Annotated in this window: 11 protein-coding genes; 5 read left to right on the top strand and 6 right to left on the bottom strand. The window is 61.8% G+C overall.

The window, feature by feature from the left end; genetic code table 11:
• The first annotated feature begins 58 nt into the window (after positions 1–58).
• The 3 genes from acnD (at position 59) to prpD (ending at position 5,470) form a co-directional block, all read left to right on the top strand.
• A complete protein-coding gene (gene acnD, locus M2397_RS12250; protein ID WP_145337032.1) occupies positions 59–2,653 on the top strand; it encodes a Fe/S-dependent 2-methylisocitrate dehydratase AcnD in 2,595 nt (864 codons plus the stop codon).
• Between the two features lie 11 nt (positions 2,654–2,664).
• Positions 2,665–3,855: a 2-methylaconitate cis-trans isomerase PrpF gene (prpF, locus tag M2397_RS12255; protein WP_259243298.1), complete on the top strand. Its 1,191-nt coding sequence runs from the start codon at positions 2,665–2,667 to the stop codon at positions 3,853–3,855.
• Positions 3,856–3,985: 130 nt separating this feature from the next.
• Positions 3,986–5,470, top strand: a complete 1,485-nt coding sequence (prpD, locus tag M2397_RS12260) for a 2-methylcitrate dehydratase (RefSeq protein WP_145337031.1) — start codon at positions 3,986–3,988, stop codon at positions 5,468–5,470.
• Between the two features lie 62 nt (positions 5,471–5,532).
• Here the strand turns inward: prpD and M2397_RS12265 are convergent, their stop codons facing one another.
• Genes M2397_RS12265 through M2397_RS12285 form a run of 5 tightly spaced genes read right to left on the bottom strand, consistent with a single transcriptional unit; the run spans position 5,533 to position 11,003 of the window.
• Positions 5,533–6,261, bottom strand: a complete 729-nt coding sequence (locus tag M2397_RS12265; RefSeq protein WP_259243311.1) for an alanyl-tRNA editing protein — start codon at positions 6,259–6,261, stop codon at positions 5,533–5,535.
• Positions 6,262–6,263: 2 nt separating this feature from the next.
• Positions 6,264–7,256, bottom strand: a complete 993-nt coding sequence (locus M2397_RS12270; RefSeq protein WP_259243313.1) for a serine O-acetyltransferase — start codon at positions 7,254–7,256, stop codon at positions 6,264–6,266.
• Between the two features lie 37 nt (positions 7,257–7,293).
• Complete coding sequence (locus tag M2397_RS12275; RefSeq protein ID WP_167656060.1) at positions 7,294–8,208, bottom strand: PLP-dependent cysteine synthase family protein; 915 nt, start codon at positions 8,206–8,208, stop codon at positions 7,294–7,296.
• A gap of 15 nt (positions 8,209–8,223) precedes the next feature.
• Positions 8,224–10,086 (bottom strand): molybdopterin-synthase adenylyltransferase MoeB, encoded by a 1,863-nt coding sequence (gene moeB / locus M2397_RS12280; protein ID WP_131699691.1) that lies wholly within the window; start codon positions 10,084–10,086, stop codon positions 8,224–8,226.
• 23 nt (positions 10,087–10,109) lie between these two features.
• Positions 10,110–11,003, bottom strand: coding sequence for a DMT family transporter (locus M2397_RS12285; RefSeq protein ID WP_167361139.1), 894 nt, complete (start codon positions 11,001–11,003; stop codon positions 10,110–10,112).
• Between the two features lie 160 nt (positions 11,004–11,163).
• On the opposite strand from M2397_RS12285, the gene M2397_RS12290 reads away from it, so the two are divergent.
• The gene (locus M2397_RS12290; protein WP_027603680.1) at positions 11,164–12,588 is read left to right on the top strand and encodes a PLP-dependent aminotransferase family protein; all 1,425 of its coding nucleotides are present in this window, start codon (positions 11,164–11,166) and stop codon (positions 12,586–12,588) included.
• Between the two features lie 121 nt (positions 12,589–12,709).
• Here M2397_RS12290 and M2397_RS12295 read toward each other — a convergent pair whose 3' ends face one another.
• On the bottom strand, positions 12,710–13,528 hold the full coding sequence (locus M2397_RS12295; protein WP_003175525.1) for a pyruvate, water dikinase regulatory protein: 819 nt from the start codon (positions 13,526–13,528) through the stop codon (positions 12,710–12,712).
• 177 nt (positions 13,529–13,705) lie between these two features.
• Between M2397_RS12295 and ppsA the strand changes: the two genes are divergently transcribed.
• Entirely contained in the window at positions 13,706–16,081 is a 2,376-nt protein-coding gene (gene ppsA / locus M2397_RS12300) for a phosphoenolpyruvate synthase (protein WP_259243330.1), read from the top strand.
• The last annotated feature ends 78 nt before the right edge of the window (positions 16,082–16,159 follow it).

Raw genomic sequence — 16,159 nt, forward strand, 5'->3', positions numbered from 1 at the left:
GCATTCCAGCCCCGGATCAGCCGGTTCCGTTTGTAATCACCGTGACCGAGTCCTGACGATGAACACTGAATTTCGCAAACCGCTCCCCGGCAGCCGCCTGGATTACTTCGATGCCCGCGCGGCCGTCGATGCAATCAGCCCCGGCGCCTACGCCACATTGCCCTACACCTCTCGTGTGCTCGCCGAGAACCTGGTGCGCCGCTGCGACCCGGCCACCCTCAATGCTTCCCTGAGCCAACTGATCGAACGCAAGCGCGACCTCGACTTCCCCTGGTTCCCGGCCCGCGTGGTGTGCCACGACATTCTCGGCCAGACCGCGCTGGTCGACCTCGCCGGCCTGCGTGACGCCATCGCGCTGCAAGGCGGCGACCCGGCCCAGGTCAACCCGGTGGTACCGACCCAGTTGATCGTCGACCACTCCCTGGCCGTCGAAGCCGGCGGTTTCGACCCGGACGCATTCGAGAAAAACCGCGCCATCGAAGACCGTCGCAACGAAGACCGCTTCCACTTTATCGAGTGGACCAAAAAGGCCTTCAAGAACGTCGATGTGATCCCGCCGGGCAACGGCATCATGCACCAGATCAACCTGGAGAAAATGTCCCCGGTGATCCAAGTGCGTGACGGTGTGGCCTTCCCGGATACCTGCGTCGGCACCGACAGCCACACCCCTCACGTCGATGCCCTGGGCGTGATCGCCATTGGCGTCGGCGGCCTCGAAGCCGAGAGCGTCATGCTTGGCCGCGCCTCGTGGATGCGCCTGCCGGAAAGCGTCGGCGTCGAACTGACCGGCAAGCTGCTGCCAGGCATCACTGCCACCGACATGGTGCTGGCCCTGACCGAGTTCCTGCGTCAACAGAAAGTGGTCGGTGCGTGGCTGGAGTTCTTTGGCGAGGGCGCCTCCAAACTGACCCTCGGTGACCGCGCGACTATCTCCAACATGGCCCCGGAATACGGCGCCACGGCGGCAATGTTTTATATCGACCAGCAGACCATCGCCTACCTGAAACTCACCGGCCGCGAAGACGAACAAGTCACCCTGGTCGAGCAATACGCCCGTCATACCGGCTTGTGGGCAGACGACCTTAAAGGTGCGCAGTACGAGCGTGGCCTCACCTTCGACCTGTCCAGTGTCGTGCGCAACATGGCTGGCCCGAGCAACCCGCACGCCCGCGTCGCCACCCGCGACCTGGCCGCCAAAGGCATCTCCGGCCAGTGGGATGAAGTGCCGGGGCAAATGCCCGACGGCGCAGTGATCATCGCCGCCATCACCAGTTGCACCAACACCAGTAACCCGCGCAACGTGATCGCCGCCGGGCTGCTGGCGCGTAACGCCAACAGGCTTGGGTTGACGCGCAAGCCGTGGGTCAAGTCGTCCCTGGCACCCGGTTCGAAAACCGTGGCCATGTACCTGGAAGAAGCCGGCCTCGGTCATGAGTTGGAAAAGCTCGGCTTTGGTGTGGTGGCGTTTGCCTGCACTACCTGCAACGGCATGTCCGGCGCGCTCGACCCGGTGATCCAGCAAGAGATCATCGACCGCGACCTGTACGCCACCGCCGTGCTCTCGGGTAACCGTAACTTCGACGGGCGTATTCACCCGTACGCCAAGCAGGCGTTCCTGGCTTCGCCGCCGCTGGTGGTGGCCTATGCCATTGCCGGCACCATCCGTTTCGACATCGAGAAGGACGTGCTCGGCTTCGACGCCGACGGCAAGGAAATCCGCCTGCAGGACATCTGGCCGAGCGATGAAGAAATCGACGCGGTGGTCAAGGCCTCGGTCAAGCCGGAGCAGTTCCGCGCGGTGTATATCCCGATGTTCGCGATCCACGAAGACACCGGCCCGAAAGTCGCGCCGCTGTACGACTGGCGCCCGCAGAGCACCTATATCCGCCGCCCACCGTACTGGGAAGGCGCGCTGGCCGGTGCGCGGCCGCTCAAGGGCATGCGCCCGCTGGCGGTGCTGCCGGACAACATCACCACCGATCACCTGTCGCCGTCCAACGCGATCATGCTCGACAGCGCCGCCGGCGAATACCTGGCGAAAATGGGCCTGCCGGAAGTCGACTTCAACTCCTACGCCACTCACCGTGGCGACCACCTGACCGCGCAGCGCGCGACGTTCGCCAACCCGAAACTGTTCAACGAAATGGTGCGGGAGAACGGCAAGGTCAAGCAGGGCTCCCTGGCGCGGATCGAACCGGAAGGCAAGGTCACGCGGATGTGGGAAGCCATCGAAACCTATATGGAACGCAAGCAGCCGCTGATCATCATTGCCGGCGCCGACTACGGCCAGGGCTCGTCCCGCGACTGGGCCGCCAAGGGCGTGCGCCTGGCGGGTGTGGAAGCGATTGCCGCCGAAGGTTTCGAGCGCATCCACCGCACCAACCTGGTGGGCATGGGCGTGTTGCCGCTGGAGTTCCTGCCGGGCACCGACCGTCACACCCTGCAGATTGATGGCAGCGAAACCTACGACGTGATCGGCGAACGCACCCCGCGTGCGCAGCTGACGCTGGTGATCAATCGCAAGGATGGCGAACGTGTCGAGGTGCCGGTGACGTGCCGCCTGGACACCGCCGAAGAAGTGTCGATCTACGAGGCGGGCGGCGTGTTGCAACGTTTTGCCCAGGATTTCCTGGAATCGGCGACCACCGCCTGAAGAGGATGACCATGGCACACGCAGCGCAAATCAAGATCCCCGCCACCTATATGCGTGGCGGCACCAGCAAGGGCGTATTTTTCCGCCTCCAGGACCTGCCCGAGTCGGCGCAGGTGCCGGGAGCGGCGCGGGATGCCTTGCTGCTACGGGTGATCGGCAGCCCCGATCCCTACGACAAGCAAATCGACGGCATGGGCGGCGCCACATCGAGCACCAGCAAAACCGTAATTCTCGCCAAAAGCACTCGCGCCGATCACGACGTGGACTACCTGTTTGGCCAGGTCTCCATCGACAAACCCTTTGTCGACTGGAGTGGTAACTGCGGCAACCTGTCGGCGGCGGTGGGTTCGTTCGCCATCAGCGCCGGGCTGGTCGATGCGGCCCGCGTGCCCCGCAACGGTGTGGCCGTGGTACGGGTGTGGCAGGCCAATATCGGCAAGACCATCATTGCCCACGTGCCGATCACCGACGGTGCGGTGCAGGAAACCGGCGACTTCGAACTGGACGGCGTGACCTTCCCGGCTGCCGAAGTGCAACTGGAATTCATGGAACCGGCGGCGGAAGAAGAGGGCGGCGGCGGCTCGATGTTCCCCACCGGCAACCTGGTCGACGACCTCGAAGTGCCGGGTGTCGGCTCCTTCAAGGCCACGCTGATCAACGCTGGCATCCCGACGATTTTCATCAACGCCGAAGACCTCGGTTACACCGGCACCGAGTTGCAAGGCGCGATCAACAGCGACCCCAAGGCCCTGGCGATGTTCGAGACCGTACGGGCCTATGGCGCGTTGCGCATGGGGCTGATCAAACACCTCGACGAAACCGCCCAGCGCCAGCACACGCCGAAGGTGGCGTTTGTGGCCAAGCCTGCGGATTACGTGGCGTCCAGCGGCAAGGCGATCAAGGCCAGCGATGTGGATTTGCTGGTGCGCGCCCTGTCCATGGGCAAGCTGCACCACGCGATGATGGGCACGGCGGCGGTGGCGATCGGCACGGCGGCGGCGATTTCCGGCACCTTGGTCAACCTCGCTGCAGGCGGCGTGGAGCGTAATGCCGTGCGCTTCGGGCATCCGTCCGGCACGTTGCGGGTGGGGGCTGAAGCTACCCAGGTGAACGGTGAATGGGTGGTGAAGAAAGCCATCATGAGCCGCAGTGCACGGGTGTTGATGGAGGGTTTCGTCCGCGTACCCGGCGACTCTTTCTAACGTCCAACACCAATCCCCTGTGGGAGGGGGCAAGCTCCCTCCCACAGTTATAAACAGGCATTCAGACCTGCGAAACGATCAACCCTGACCCTGAGGATGCAGCAACCCTAACTCACTTTGGAGATCTGCCATGAGCACCAACGTCGACCAGAACAACCGCCCCGACTACGACCAGGTCCTGCAGGACATTGCCGACTACGTCCTCAACTACCACATCGACTCCCAAGCCGCCCTCGACACCGCCCGCAACTGCCTGATGGACACCCTCGGTTGCGGCCTGCTGGCCCTGCGTTTTCCCGAGTGCACCAAGCACCTGGGGCCGATTGTCGAGGGCACGGTGGTGCCGTTCGGCGCGCGGGTGCCGGGCACGTCGTTTCGCCTGGACCCGGTCAAGGCGGCCTGGGACATCGGCTGCATCGTGCGCTGGCTCGACTACAACGACACCTGGCTCGCTGCCGAATGGGGTCATCCTTCGGATAACCTTGGCGGCATCCTTGCCGTGGCGGATCACCTGTCGCAAAAGCGCGTGGCCAATGGCGATGCGCCGTTGACCGTGCGCGCGGTGTTGGAAGCGATGATCATGGCCCACGAGATCCAGGGGGTGATTGCCCTGGAAAACTCGTTCAACCGCGTTGGCCTCGACCATGTGCTGTTGGTGAAAGTCGCCTCCACGGCGGTTACCGCGAAGCTGATGGGCGCCAACCGCGAACAGTTGCTGTCGGCGCTGTCTCACGCCTTCGTCGATGGCCAGGCCTTGCGCACTTACCGCCACGCGCCGAATGCCGGCTCGCGTAAATCCTGGGCGGCGGGGGATGCGTCGAGTCGCGGCGTACGCCTGGCGGACATCGCCCTGCGCGGCGAAATGGGCATCCCCGGTGTGCTGAGCGCGCCGCAATGGGGCTTCTACGATGTGCTGTTCAGCCACACCAATAACGACCTGGCGCTCAAGCCCGAGGACAAGCGTGCGTTCAGCCTGTCCCAGCCTTACGGCACCTACGTGATGGAAAACGTGCTGTTCAAGATCAGCTTCCCCGCCGAGTTCCATGCGCAAACCGCCTGTGAAGCCGCGGTGACCTTGCATCCGTTGGTCAAGGATCGCCTGCACGACATCGAGCGCATCGTGATCACCACCCATGAGTCGGCGATTCGCATCATCTCCAAGGTCGGGCCACTGGCCAACGCTGCCGACCGCGACCATTGCCTGCAATACATGACCGCCGTGCCCCTGGCATTCGGCAACCTGGTGGCCGAGCAGTACGAGGATGAGTTTCACGCCGCTCACCCGATCATCGATGAACTGCGCGACAAGATGGTCATCGTCGAGGACCCGCGTTACAGCCGTGAATACCTGGAAGCCGACAAGCGTTCCATCGCCAATGCGGTGCAGGTGTTCTTCAAGGATGGCTCCAGTACCGAGCAAGTGGCGGTGGAATACCCAATCGGCCATCGCCGTCGTCGGGTGGAGGGCATTCCGATGCTGGAAGACAAGTTCAAGGCCAACCTGGCCACGCGGTTTACCGCGCAACGCAGTGCCGAAATCTTTGCGTTGTGCACGGACCAGGCGAAGCTCGAGGCCACGCCGGTCAATCGTTTCGTGGACCTGTTCGTGCTCTAGCAGGATGCGCCGAGCTTAACCTGTGGGAGGGGGCAAGCTGCCTCCCACAGTTGGAACCCCGCTCACTCAAACCGCAGGATCACCCGGCGGTTGTGCTTGCTCTTCTTCTCGATCTTCTCGCAGAACACCCGGCCGATTTCTTCGGTGTTGAGCACATGGGTGCCGCCACACGGCTGGATATCGATCCCGCCGATTTCAATCACCCGTACCGAGCCCTGGATCACCGGCGGCGCAACCGCCTGGGTACGGGTGATCTGCAGCAGGGTGGCGTACTCCCAAGCAGGCATCGACAGGGTTTTGACCTCGTGGGCCTGTTCGATCAGCGCGTTGAGGTCACGGGTGATGCTGTCCTTGTCGAGGGTCATTTCCGGCAGGTCGAAATCCAGGCGACCTTTGTCGGCACTGATGCTGCAACCGGTCACTGGTGCGTCGATGAGTGAGCACAGCAGGTGCAGGCAGGTGTGCATTTTCATGTGCTGGTAGCGCCGCTCCCAATCCAGGCCGGCGTCCACCAGTACCCCGGCGATCAGTTGCTCGGGGCAGTGTTCCACCTGGTGCCAGATGATCGAACGCAGCACCGGGTCGCGCACCGTGCCGGTCACTTCGACCTGCGTACCGTCCGCCAGGGTCAAGTGGCCGGTATCGCCGGGTTGGCCGCCACCCGTGGGGTAGAACAGGGTGTGCTCCAGGGCGATGCCATGTTCGCTGACGGCAATCACCCGGGCGCTGAATGCGTTCTGGTAGGGCGCGCTGTCAAACAGCGCCAGGGTTTCCATGGTGTGCACGGACATGTTCAACCTCCGACGATCAGTGGGCTGGCTTGCAGCAGGTGGCGCACCATCGCGCTCAAGCCAGGGGGGGAGAGCAGGGTGATTTCGAATTCCGGCCCGCAGACTTTCAGGTTCAGCGGCAGGCGCGGCAGGTAGTTGCCGGATTCGAGGCGGTGCAGCCTGAATTGCAGGTGGTGACGCTCCTTCACCGTCGGCTCCAGCATCAAGCCTTGCAACGGGTGAAAGTCGGCGTCCAGCACCGTGACCTTGTGGCTGGTATTGACCTCGCCGACCACGTGCAGGCGCTCATCGAGGGCGAAGGCCCCGAGATAGTTACTGTGGTCCGATTCATCGTTTTTTTGCAGCTGGATCTGGTTCACCACCTTCACCTTGGTGCCGGCGGGTACGTCCTGGGTGATCACACAGGAGGGGCTGATAAACACGTTGTCGCCGATCAGCACATAGCCCAGCACGCGGGCGCCGGAGCCGACCTCGACGTTGTTACCCAGGCGCGGATGGCGCTTGCCATCGGGGTTGTTGGCGATGCCGCGGGCACCCAGGGTCACGCCGCAGAGGATGTAGCAGTCGTTGCCGATCTCGCAGGTTTCGCCGATCACCGTGCCGTAGCCGTGGTCCAGGACAAAGCGCCGGCCGATACGCGCCGCCGGGTGGATTTCGGCCCCGGACAGGACTTTGCCCTGGTTGCTCAGCTTGAGGGCGATGCGTGAAAACGCGCCGTTGGTCTGGTCGGGGAAATTCCACACCAGGTGCGCAAGCCGGTAATAGAGCACCGCCTTGAACGAGGCGTAGGACTCCAGGATCAGTTCGCCGCGCCCACGGGACGCCGGGTCGCGATAGGCGTAGGCGATCAAGTCCTCGGCCACCGCCTGGGCAGCATTCTGGATCAGTGGCGCGAGGTGCGGCTCCAGTTGTTTCATCTGCATGGGGGTGAGGGTCTTGACGAGCTGGGTGAGCAACTCATCGTGCAACTGTTGCATGTCGATAAAGCCGCCCATGGAGGCATCCCCGCATTCTGGCTGGTTGGAAGCCCCGTTATTCGAAACTGGGCAGGTAGCTGTCGGCATTGTCGTAGACCATGGTCAATACCACCGTTTCGGGCGGCAATTCGGGGGCGAGCCTGGCGATGGCGACCATGTTGGCGGCCGAGGACAGGCCCAGGCTGATGGCGTCGGTGCGCATGATGCGTTTCATCATGTCGATGCATTCCTGGCGCGAGACCTTGAGCATGCCGTCGATCACCTCCAGGTTGAGGATGCTCGGGATCAGGCCGATCGACAGGCCCTGGATATGGTGCGGCGCGTGCTGGTTTTTCAGCAGGTCGCATTCTTCCGGCTCTACGCCCATCACGCGCAGGGCGGGCCAGGCGGCTTTCAGGGTCTCGCCGATGCCGGTGATGTGGCCACCGGTGCCGATGCCGCTGACGAAATAGTCAACACGGCGATCACCAAAGGCGCGGAGGATTTCCGGCGCGGTGGTGTCGCGGTGGGTTTGCGGGTTGGCGCCGTTGCGTTGCTGGTTGAGCATCACGTAGCTGGGGTTTTCCAGCTGCAGCTCCATGCATTTTTCGCCGTGGGAGTTGTTGCCCAGGCGGCTGTCGGAGAGCACCACCTTGGCGCCGTACAGGCGCAGCAGCTTCTGTTTTTCGGGGCTGTAGTTGTCCGGGATCACCAGCACCACCTTGTAGCCCAGCACATTGCCGGCCATCACCAGGCCGATGCCGGTATTGCCGCCGCTGGGTTCGATGATGGTTTGCCCGGAATCACGGATCAGCACGCCGCGCCGCTCGGCGTCGAGGATCATGCCCAGGGCGATGCGTGCCTTGTGGCTGCCGCCAGGGTTGAGGGATTCGAGCTTGGCGTAGACCTCAATGCCAAGGTCTTCGGAAAACTGCGCCAGGCGGACGATCGGCGTGTGGCCGATGGCGTCGAGAATAGAGTTATGCAACATCATTCAGTCCTCGGCTCAATACAGCGGCATGTCGGGTTCGACGTCGCGAACCCAGTGCTTCATGCCGCCCTGCAGAACTTTGGTGTTGGCGAATCCGGCCGCCAGCAATGTGCTGGCCGCCTGCTCGGCGCGGGTGCCGGCGTAGCAGATCAGGTAATGGGTGTTGTCACGGCTGAGGCGCCCGAGTTGGCCATCCAGCTCGGCCAGGGGGATATGCACCACCCCCGGTAACTTGCACACCTCCAGTTCACTGGCGTCGCGCACATCCAGCAGCACGTCGGCGCTGCTGGGGTGTTCGAGTACCTGCTTGAGTACGCGTGGCTTGATGTAGCGCTCTTCGGCCAGGGACGGTTGGCTGGGCACGGCGTCCGCACAGACGGCTGGCGCCCGGGTTTCGCTGTGTCGCAGGTCGGAGCAGCACGGGCAGTCGGCACGACGCTTGAAACGGATTTCGCTGAACTTCATGGCCAGTGCATCGAAGCGCATCAGGCGGCCGGACAGGGGCTCGCCAATGCCGATCAACAGTTTGATCGCCTCGGTGGCCTGGATCATCCCGACTACCCCGGGAAGCACGCCGATCACACCACCGGCGCTGCAATTGGGCGCCAGTTCTACGGGCGGTGCGCTGGGGAACAGGCAGCGGTAGCACGGCCCGCCTTGGTAGTTGAGCACGCTGATCTGCCCGTCGAAACGGTAGATGGCGCCGTACACCAGGGGTTTGCCCAGTTGCACGCAGGCGTCGTTGACCAAGTAGCGGGTATCGAAATTGTCGGTGCCGTCGATCACCAGGTCATAGGCGCCCACCAGTTCCAGGGCGTTATCGGCGTTCAACGCGGTGTTGTGGGCGTTGATCTGGATATGGCGGTTGAGGTCCTGCAAGCGCTGCTTGGCCGACTCGACCTTGGGCATGCCCAGGGTGCTGTTGCCGTGGACGATCTGGCGTTGCAGGTTGCTGCTTTCCACTACGTCGAAATCCACCAGCCCCAGGGTACCGACACCGGCCGCCGCCAGGTACAGGCTGATGGGCGAGCCCAGGCCGCCGGTGCCGATGATCAGGACCTTGGCGTTCTTGAGGTTCAACTGACCTTCGCGGCCGACGCCGGGCAGGGTGATATGGCGCACATAACGTTGCACTTCCTCGTTGCTGAGGCTGTCGACGTCCATACCGCCGGAGGTGGCGAGCAGCACTTCGATGCGGGCTTTTTCCGGCAGCCGGTCGTCGGCGCTGATCAGCTCTTCCTCGGCGGTGAACAGGAAGTGTTCCTTGAGCTGGTTGTTCTTTTCGTGAAACAGATGGGCGCGCAACTGCGGGTGGCTGCTGCAGAGGTTTTCAATGACTTCGCGCAATGTCGATCCGGCGCCCTCGAGGGTCGATTCCGGCAGCTTGGCCACGCGAACCAGAATGTCGGGGAAAGAGACAGCGTTCATGGACAACTCCGTGTGCAGGTCGTTGAAGGGGGTTAGGGCGAAATGCTTGCCATCCCAGGCAAACAGTTTTGAACCCAGGGCCTGGCCCTGGCGAACGTCGACCACCAGGTAACTGACGGGGTAGATCGGCTCGCCCATGAACAGGGCCTTGTCCTGGTCTTCATCGCTGAAATAGGCGCCGACATCCGGGTGGGAGTGGTAGATCACCACCACCGGGTTGTCGCTGCGAAACGCCTTGTTCAGCAGCAGGGTGTCGGCCACCGAGAAGGTGTAGCCATTGGCCGCGCTGCGCGGGTACATCTCGGGGTTCTTGCGGTGCAGTTCGTTCTGGATGTTTTTGCCCAGGTATACGCTGCCGTCGGCGAAGACGAAGCCGCAGCATTCTTCGGGGTAGCTGCGGCTGGCGTGGGCGTAGATCTGTTCCAGGGCTTTGGGGCGGAGGACGTCCATGTTTCTCTCGCGTTGATGGAGGGTCAATTTTTCTTGGCCAGGAGTTTTTCAACGGGCAACTTGGTGATCGCAAAGCCGGCCAGCAGGATGGCCGAATACAGCATCAGGTCGCGGGAAATCGCCACGCCTTCGTACCAGGCACCGATGATCACCGCGAACACCGGGAAGATGATGAACACGAATGACAGGATGATCGGGCTCAAGCGCTTGAGCAGCATGAAATACACGATGAACCCTCCCACCGAGGCCACCAGCCCCAGGTAGAACAGCGCGCTCCAGGAGCGCAGGGTGATGTTTTCGAAGGTCGGCGTTTCAAACCACAACCCGGCCACGAACAGCATCAGCCCGGCAATGCCGATGGGCAGGGTGTTGTAGGTGATCACGCTGATGGCGCTGCCTTTCTGCTTGGTAATCACGTAGCACAAGGCATGCATGATCGCGGCAGTCAGAATTGCGAGCACCCCGAAGAACTCGGCGTGGTCCAGGTGCAGGCCTTGGCTCCTGATGATCATGTAGAGGCTGCCGAAACCGATACCGATGCCGACCACCTGGGAAAAGTAGATGCGCTCGCGCAGGAACAACGCGGAGAAAATCAGGATAAACACCGGCATGCAACTGAACAGCAGGGCGGTGAGGCCGGATGACACATGCATCTCGCCGTAGTTGAGCAGGTAGTAGGGCACGCTGAAGTAGGACAGGGTCACGAACACGAAGAACCAGCGGCTCTCGCGCGGAAACAGGATGGGTTCACGGCGCACCATGGCGAAACACAGGAACAGCGGGAAGGCGATCAGGAAACGCAGGCCGGCGGACGTCAGCGGCGGCACGCTCTCAACGGCGATTTTGATCCCCAGCCACGTGGTGCCCCAGCTCAGGCACACGATCAGGAACATCACACTGGTCACCAGCCCGGCCAGCCACTGTTTTTGCGTTTTGGTTTTGGCGGTGTTTTCGAGAACGGCGGACATTGGCATCGTTTATTGCTTCCCTGAGCCTGAATTGAACTCTATATTGAGCTTGTAATGAGTTGTAAAATTCGGCGATTGAACCCGTAAAAGCACACTATTAGGGCGAAAGATGGCTGTCAAAACAAATATTGACATGGTGTCAATTATGCGTGAGGGGTTGTCCAACGGGCAGGGCGTGAAGTACAAGCGCCTGTCCGATGTCATGGAACGGGGCATCCTCGAAGGCTTGATTGAACCGGGACGAAAACTGCCGCCTCATCGGGTGCTTTCCGACAATCTTGGGGTGACCATCGGCACCATCAGCCGGGCCTACGGTGAGCTGGAGCGTCTGGGTTTGGTGGTAGCGCGAGTGGGTGACGGCACGTTCGTACGCAAGCGTGGGATGGAGCGCCAGCGTGATGAAGGCTTTCGTAACTTCAGCGAGGAGCCGCGCCAGTACTTCGACATGAGCCGCAACATGCATATTCCGGGTCAGGAAACCACCTTCCTGGCACAGAGCTTCCAAACCCTCTCGACCAACGCCAAGTTCCTCCAGGACATCAGTGCCTACACCCCGGACGCCGGCCTGCCGCGTTATCGCGATGCGGGCGCGCAGTGGCTGGTGCAGCGTGATTTTCATCCGATCCCCGAGCAGGTGATCTGCGTCAACGGCGGCCAGCATGGCCTGCTGTGCGCGATGATGGCCCTGCTGCGCGCCGGCGATACGGTGGTCACCGAACAATTGACTTACCCGGGGCTGATCACCGCCGCGCGCATGCTGGGTATCCGCTTGATCGGCCTGGAGATGGACGAAGAAGGCGTGCTGCCGAGCGCGCTGGATGAAGTCTGTCGTAATCACCGGGTTTCAGCGTTGTATTGCACGCCGACCATCCAGAACCCGACCACGGCGGTGTTATCCGTGGCGCGGCGCGAAGCTTTGGTGAAGGTGTGCCGGGAACATAATCTGCTGATTCTTGAGGACGAAGCCCACGGCGTATTGGTTGAAGACCGTCCACCGCCCCTCAGCCATTTCGCTCCCGAACGTACGATTTTGATCAGCAGCCTGAGCAAGGCCGTGTCTGCCGGGCTGCGTGTGGGGTATGTGCATGCGCCCCCGGCGCTGGTCAGCCGTATCTCGGCGGCCTTGCGCTCCACCTGCTGGATGGCCACGCCGGTGACCCTGGAACTGGCGACGCAGTGGATTGAAAACGGCACGGCTGAATACCTGCTGCGCCAGCAGATCAACGAGATCAGCCGACGCAAAACCTTGGTGCAGGACTTGTTGGCCGGCCTGGCGTACCGCACTCACCTGAACAGCCCGCACTTCTGGATCGAAGTGCCGGAGCCCTGGCGCGCGTCGGAAATCGAGGCGGAACTCAAGCAGAATAATTACCTGATCGCCACCGCCGAGGCGTTTGCCGTAGGGCAGACGGCGGTGCCGCAGTTCATTCGGGCGAGTATCTGCAATACGTCTGGGGACGATCAGTTGTTGCGGGCGGGGTTTGATGCGTTGGCGACGGCGTTGGGGCAGGGGGGAGGGCGGTTTCACCTATAGCGAGTGGACGTCCATGCTGTGAGCAGGCTTGTTGTGGCAAGCAAGTCAGTTAAGGAGGAACACTGTAACTGTGGCGAGCGGGACAAGCCCGCTCGCCACAGTAAAACAGAGTATCAAGGTGTTATTTGAAGCGCCGTTCCACCCCTTTCTCCACCAGAATCTTCGCCGAAATCTCTTCCACCGAAAAATGCGTGGAATTGATGTGCGCAATATTCTCGCGACGGAACAGATTTTCTACTTCGCGCACTTCGAATTCGCACTGGGCATAGCTGGAGTAGCGGCTGTTGGGCTTGCGCTCGTTGCGGATGGCGGTGAGACGGTCCGGGTCGATGGTCAGGCCGAACAGCTTGTGCGAATGGGCGCGCAGCGCCGCAGGCAGCGTCAGGTGCTCCATGTCGTCTTCGGTCAGCGGGTAGTTGGCCGCACGGATGCCGAATTGCATGGCCATGTACAGACAGGTGGGCGTTTTGCCGCAGCGTGACACGCCGACCAGGATCAGGTCGGCCTTGTCGTAGTAGTGGGTGCGAGCGCCGTCGTCGTTGTCGAGGGCGAAGTTCACCGCCTCGATACGCTCCATATAATTGGAGTTATGCCCAATGGAATGGGACTTTCCGACCGAATAGGAGGAGTGTTCGCTCAACTCCTGCTCCAGCGGCGCCAGGAACGTCGAGAAAATGTCGATCATGAAACCATTCGACGTTGCGAGAATCTCACGGATGTCTTGATTGACGATGGTGTCAAAAATGATCGGCCGAAAGCCGTCTTTTTCAGCCGCCAGATTGATTTGTTGTACCATAGCCCGCGCTTTATCCACGCTGTCGATATAGGGCCGTGTGAATTTGGCGAACGTAACGTTTTCGAACTGCGCGAGCAGGCTTTGACCCAGGGTTTCGGCTGTAATGCCGGTGCCGTCGGAGATAAAGAAAGCAGATCGTTTCATTTGAGCCCTGGGCCTTAAGCTGATGACGAATCTTGGATATGATAGGCGCGATTTTGCCGCCCCATAGTGGGCCGCATTCTCACTTATTTTCCAGGTCCAGGCCACAAACGCGGGTAATCGCTCCTACGAGCAGCCGGCGTCCTGAGCTTTTCCAACACAGTTAGTGGAGAGATCACCTTGGTAGAGTACGTAGTTTCCCTCGATAAGCTCGGCGTCCATGATGTAGAGCACGTAGGGGGCAAGAACGCATCCCTCGGCGAGATGATCAGTAATCTTGCAGGCGCTGGTGTGTCGGTGCCCGGTGGTTTCGCCACCACGGCCCAGGCTTACCGTGATTTCCTCGAACTGAGCGGCCTCAACGCTCAGATCCACGCCGCGCTGGACGCCCTGGACGTCGACGACGTTAACGCTCTGGCCAAGACCGGTGCCCAGATCCGCCAATGGATCATGGAAGCCGAGTTCCCTGAGAAACTCAACGAAGAAATCCGCACCGCCTTCGCCACATTGTCGGCGGGCAACCCTGACATGGCCGTTGCCGTGCGCTCCTCGGCCACCGCCGAAGACTTGCCGGATGCTTCTTTCGCGGGTCAGCAAGAGACCTTCCTGAACATCCGCGGCGTGGAAAACGTGATCCGCGCAGCCAAGGAAGTGTTTGCCTCGCTGTTCAATGACCGCGCCATTTCCTACCGCGTGCACCAGGGTTTCGACCACAAGCTGGTGGCCCTGTCTGCCGGTGTGCAGCGCATGGTGCGTTCGGAAACCGGCACCGCCGGCGTGATGTTCACCCTGGACACCGAGTCGGGCTTCCGTGACGTGGTGTTTATCACTGGCGCCTACGGCCTGGGCGAAACCGTTGTACAAGGCGCGGTCAACCCCGACGAATTCTACGTACACAAACACACCCTTGAAGCCGGCCGCCCGGCCATCCTGCGCCGCAACCTGGGCAGCAAGGCGATCAAGATGATCTACGGCGACGAGGCCAAGGCCGGTCGTTCGGTGAAAACCGTGGACGTCGACAAGGCCGAGCGCGCGCGCTTCTGCCTGAGCGACGCGGAAGTCAGCGAATTGGCCAAGCAAGCGATGATCATCGAAAAGCACTACCAGTGCCCGATGGACATCGAATGGGCCAAGGACGGGGACGACGGCAAGCTGTACATCGTGCAGGCCCGTCCGGAAACCGTGAAGAGCCGTACCTCGGCCAACGTCATGGAACGCTACCTGCTCAAGGAAACCGGCACCGTGCTGGTGGAAGGCCGTGCCATCGGCCAGCGCATCGGCGCCGGCAAGGTGCGGATCATCAAGGACGTGTCCGAGATGGACAAAGTCCAGCCCGGTGACGTGCTGGTTTCCGACATGACCGACCCGGACTGGGAACCGGTAATGAAGCGTGCCAGCGCCATCGTCACCAACCGTGGCGGGCGTACCTGCCACGCGGCGATCATCGCCCGCGAACTGGGGATCCCGGCAGTGGTCGGTTGCGGCAACGCCACCCAACTGCTCAAGGACGGCCAGGGCGTGACTGTGTCCTGCGCCGAAGGCGACACCGGCTTCATCTTTGAAGGCGAACTGGGCTTCGACATCAAGCAAAACTCTATCGACGCGATGCCCGACCTGCCGTTCAAGATCATGATGAACGTCGGCAACCCGGACCGTGCCTTCGACTTCGCGCAGTTGCCGAACGCCGGTGTGGGCCTGGCCCGTCTGGAGTTCATCATCAACCGCATGATCGGCGTGCACCCCAAGGCCCTGTTGAACTACGACGGCCTGCCGCTGGACATCAAGGAAAGCGTGGACAAGCGCATCGCCGGCTACAACGACCCGGTGGGCTTCTACGTCGAGAAGCTGGTGGAAGGCATCAGCACCCTGGCGGCGGCGTTCTACCCGAAAAAGGTCATCGTGCGCCTGTCGGACTTCAAGTCCAACGAATACGCCAACCTGATCGGCGGCAAGCTCTACGAGCCGGAAGAAGAAAACCCGATGCTGGGCTTCCGTGGCGCCTCGCGTTACATCAGCGAAGCGTTCCGTGACTGCTTCGAGCTCGAATGCCGCGCCCTCAAGCGTGTGCGCAACGAGATGGGCCTGACCAACGTCGAGATCATGGTGCCGTTCGTACGTACCCTGGGCGAGGCGAGCCAAGTGGTCGACCTGCTGGCCGAAAACGGCCTGTCCCGCGGCGAAAACGGCCTGCGCGTGATCATGATGTGCGAACTGCCGTCCAACGCCATCCTGGCCGAGGAGTTCCTGGAGTTCTTCGACGGTTTCTCCATCGGTTCCAACGACCTGACCCAGCTCACCCTGGGCCTGGACCGCGATTCCGGGATCATCGCTCACCTGTTCGACGAGCGTAACCCTGCGGTCAAGAAGCTGCTGGCCAACGCCATCCAGGCGTGCAACAAGGCCGGCAAGTACATCGGTATCTGCGGCCAAGGCCCTTCCGATCACCCGGACCTGGCCAAATGGCTGATGGAGCAGGGTATCGAAAGCGTCTCGCTTAACCCCGATTCCGTGCTGGAAACCTGGTTCTTCCTGGCGGAAGGCCAAGCGTCCGCCTAAGGTCGTGATGTCAAAAGTGCCGGTCCCCCGTCGAGGGTGACCGGCATTCTTATCTGTGCAGGGCGGAAATCCTTCCGG

This window comes from Pseudomonas sp. BIGb0381, assembly GCF_024809815.1.
Classification (GTDB): Bacteria; Pseudomonadota; Gammaproteobacteria; order Pseudomonadales; family Pseudomonadaceae; genus Aquipseudomonas.

What these genes read in the sequence shown, in the direction of transcription:
- acnD (WP_145337032.1), top strand. Translation starts at nt 59, where the DNA reads ATGAACACTGAATTTCGCAAACCGCTCCCCGGCAGCCGCCTGGATTAC.
- prpF (WP_259243298.1), top strand. Translation starts at nt 2,665, where the DNA reads ATGGCACACGCAGCGCAAATCAAGATCCCCGCCACCTATATGCGTGGC.
- prpD (WP_145337031.1), top strand. Translation starts at nt 3,986, where the DNA reads ATGAGCACCAACGTCGACCAGAACAACCGCCCCGACTACGACCAGGTC.
- M2397_RS12265 (WP_259243311.1), bottom strand. Translation starts at nt 6,261, where the DNA reads ATGTCCGTGCACACCATGGAAACCCTGGCGCTGTTTGACAGCGCGCCC.
- M2397_RS12270 (WP_259243313.1), bottom strand. Translation starts at nt 7,256, where the DNA reads ATGGGCGGCTTTATCGACATGCAACAGTTGCACGATGAGTTGCTCACC.
- M2397_RS12275 (WP_167656060.1), bottom strand. Translation starts at nt 8,208, where the DNA reads ATGTTGCATAACTCTATTCTCGACGCCATCGGCCACACGCCGATCGTC.
- moeB (WP_131699691.1), bottom strand. Translation starts at nt 10,086, where the DNA reads ATGGACGTCCTCCGCCCCAAAGCCCTGGAACAGATCTACGCCCACGCC.
- M2397_RS12290 (WP_027603680.1), top strand. Translation starts at nt 11,164, where the DNA reads ATGGCTGTCAAAACAAATATTGACATGGTGTCAATTATGCGTGAGGGG.
- M2397_RS12295 (WP_003175525.1), bottom strand. Translation starts at nt 13,528, where the DNA reads ATGAAACGATCTGCTTTCTTTATCTCCGACGGCACCGGCATTACAGCC.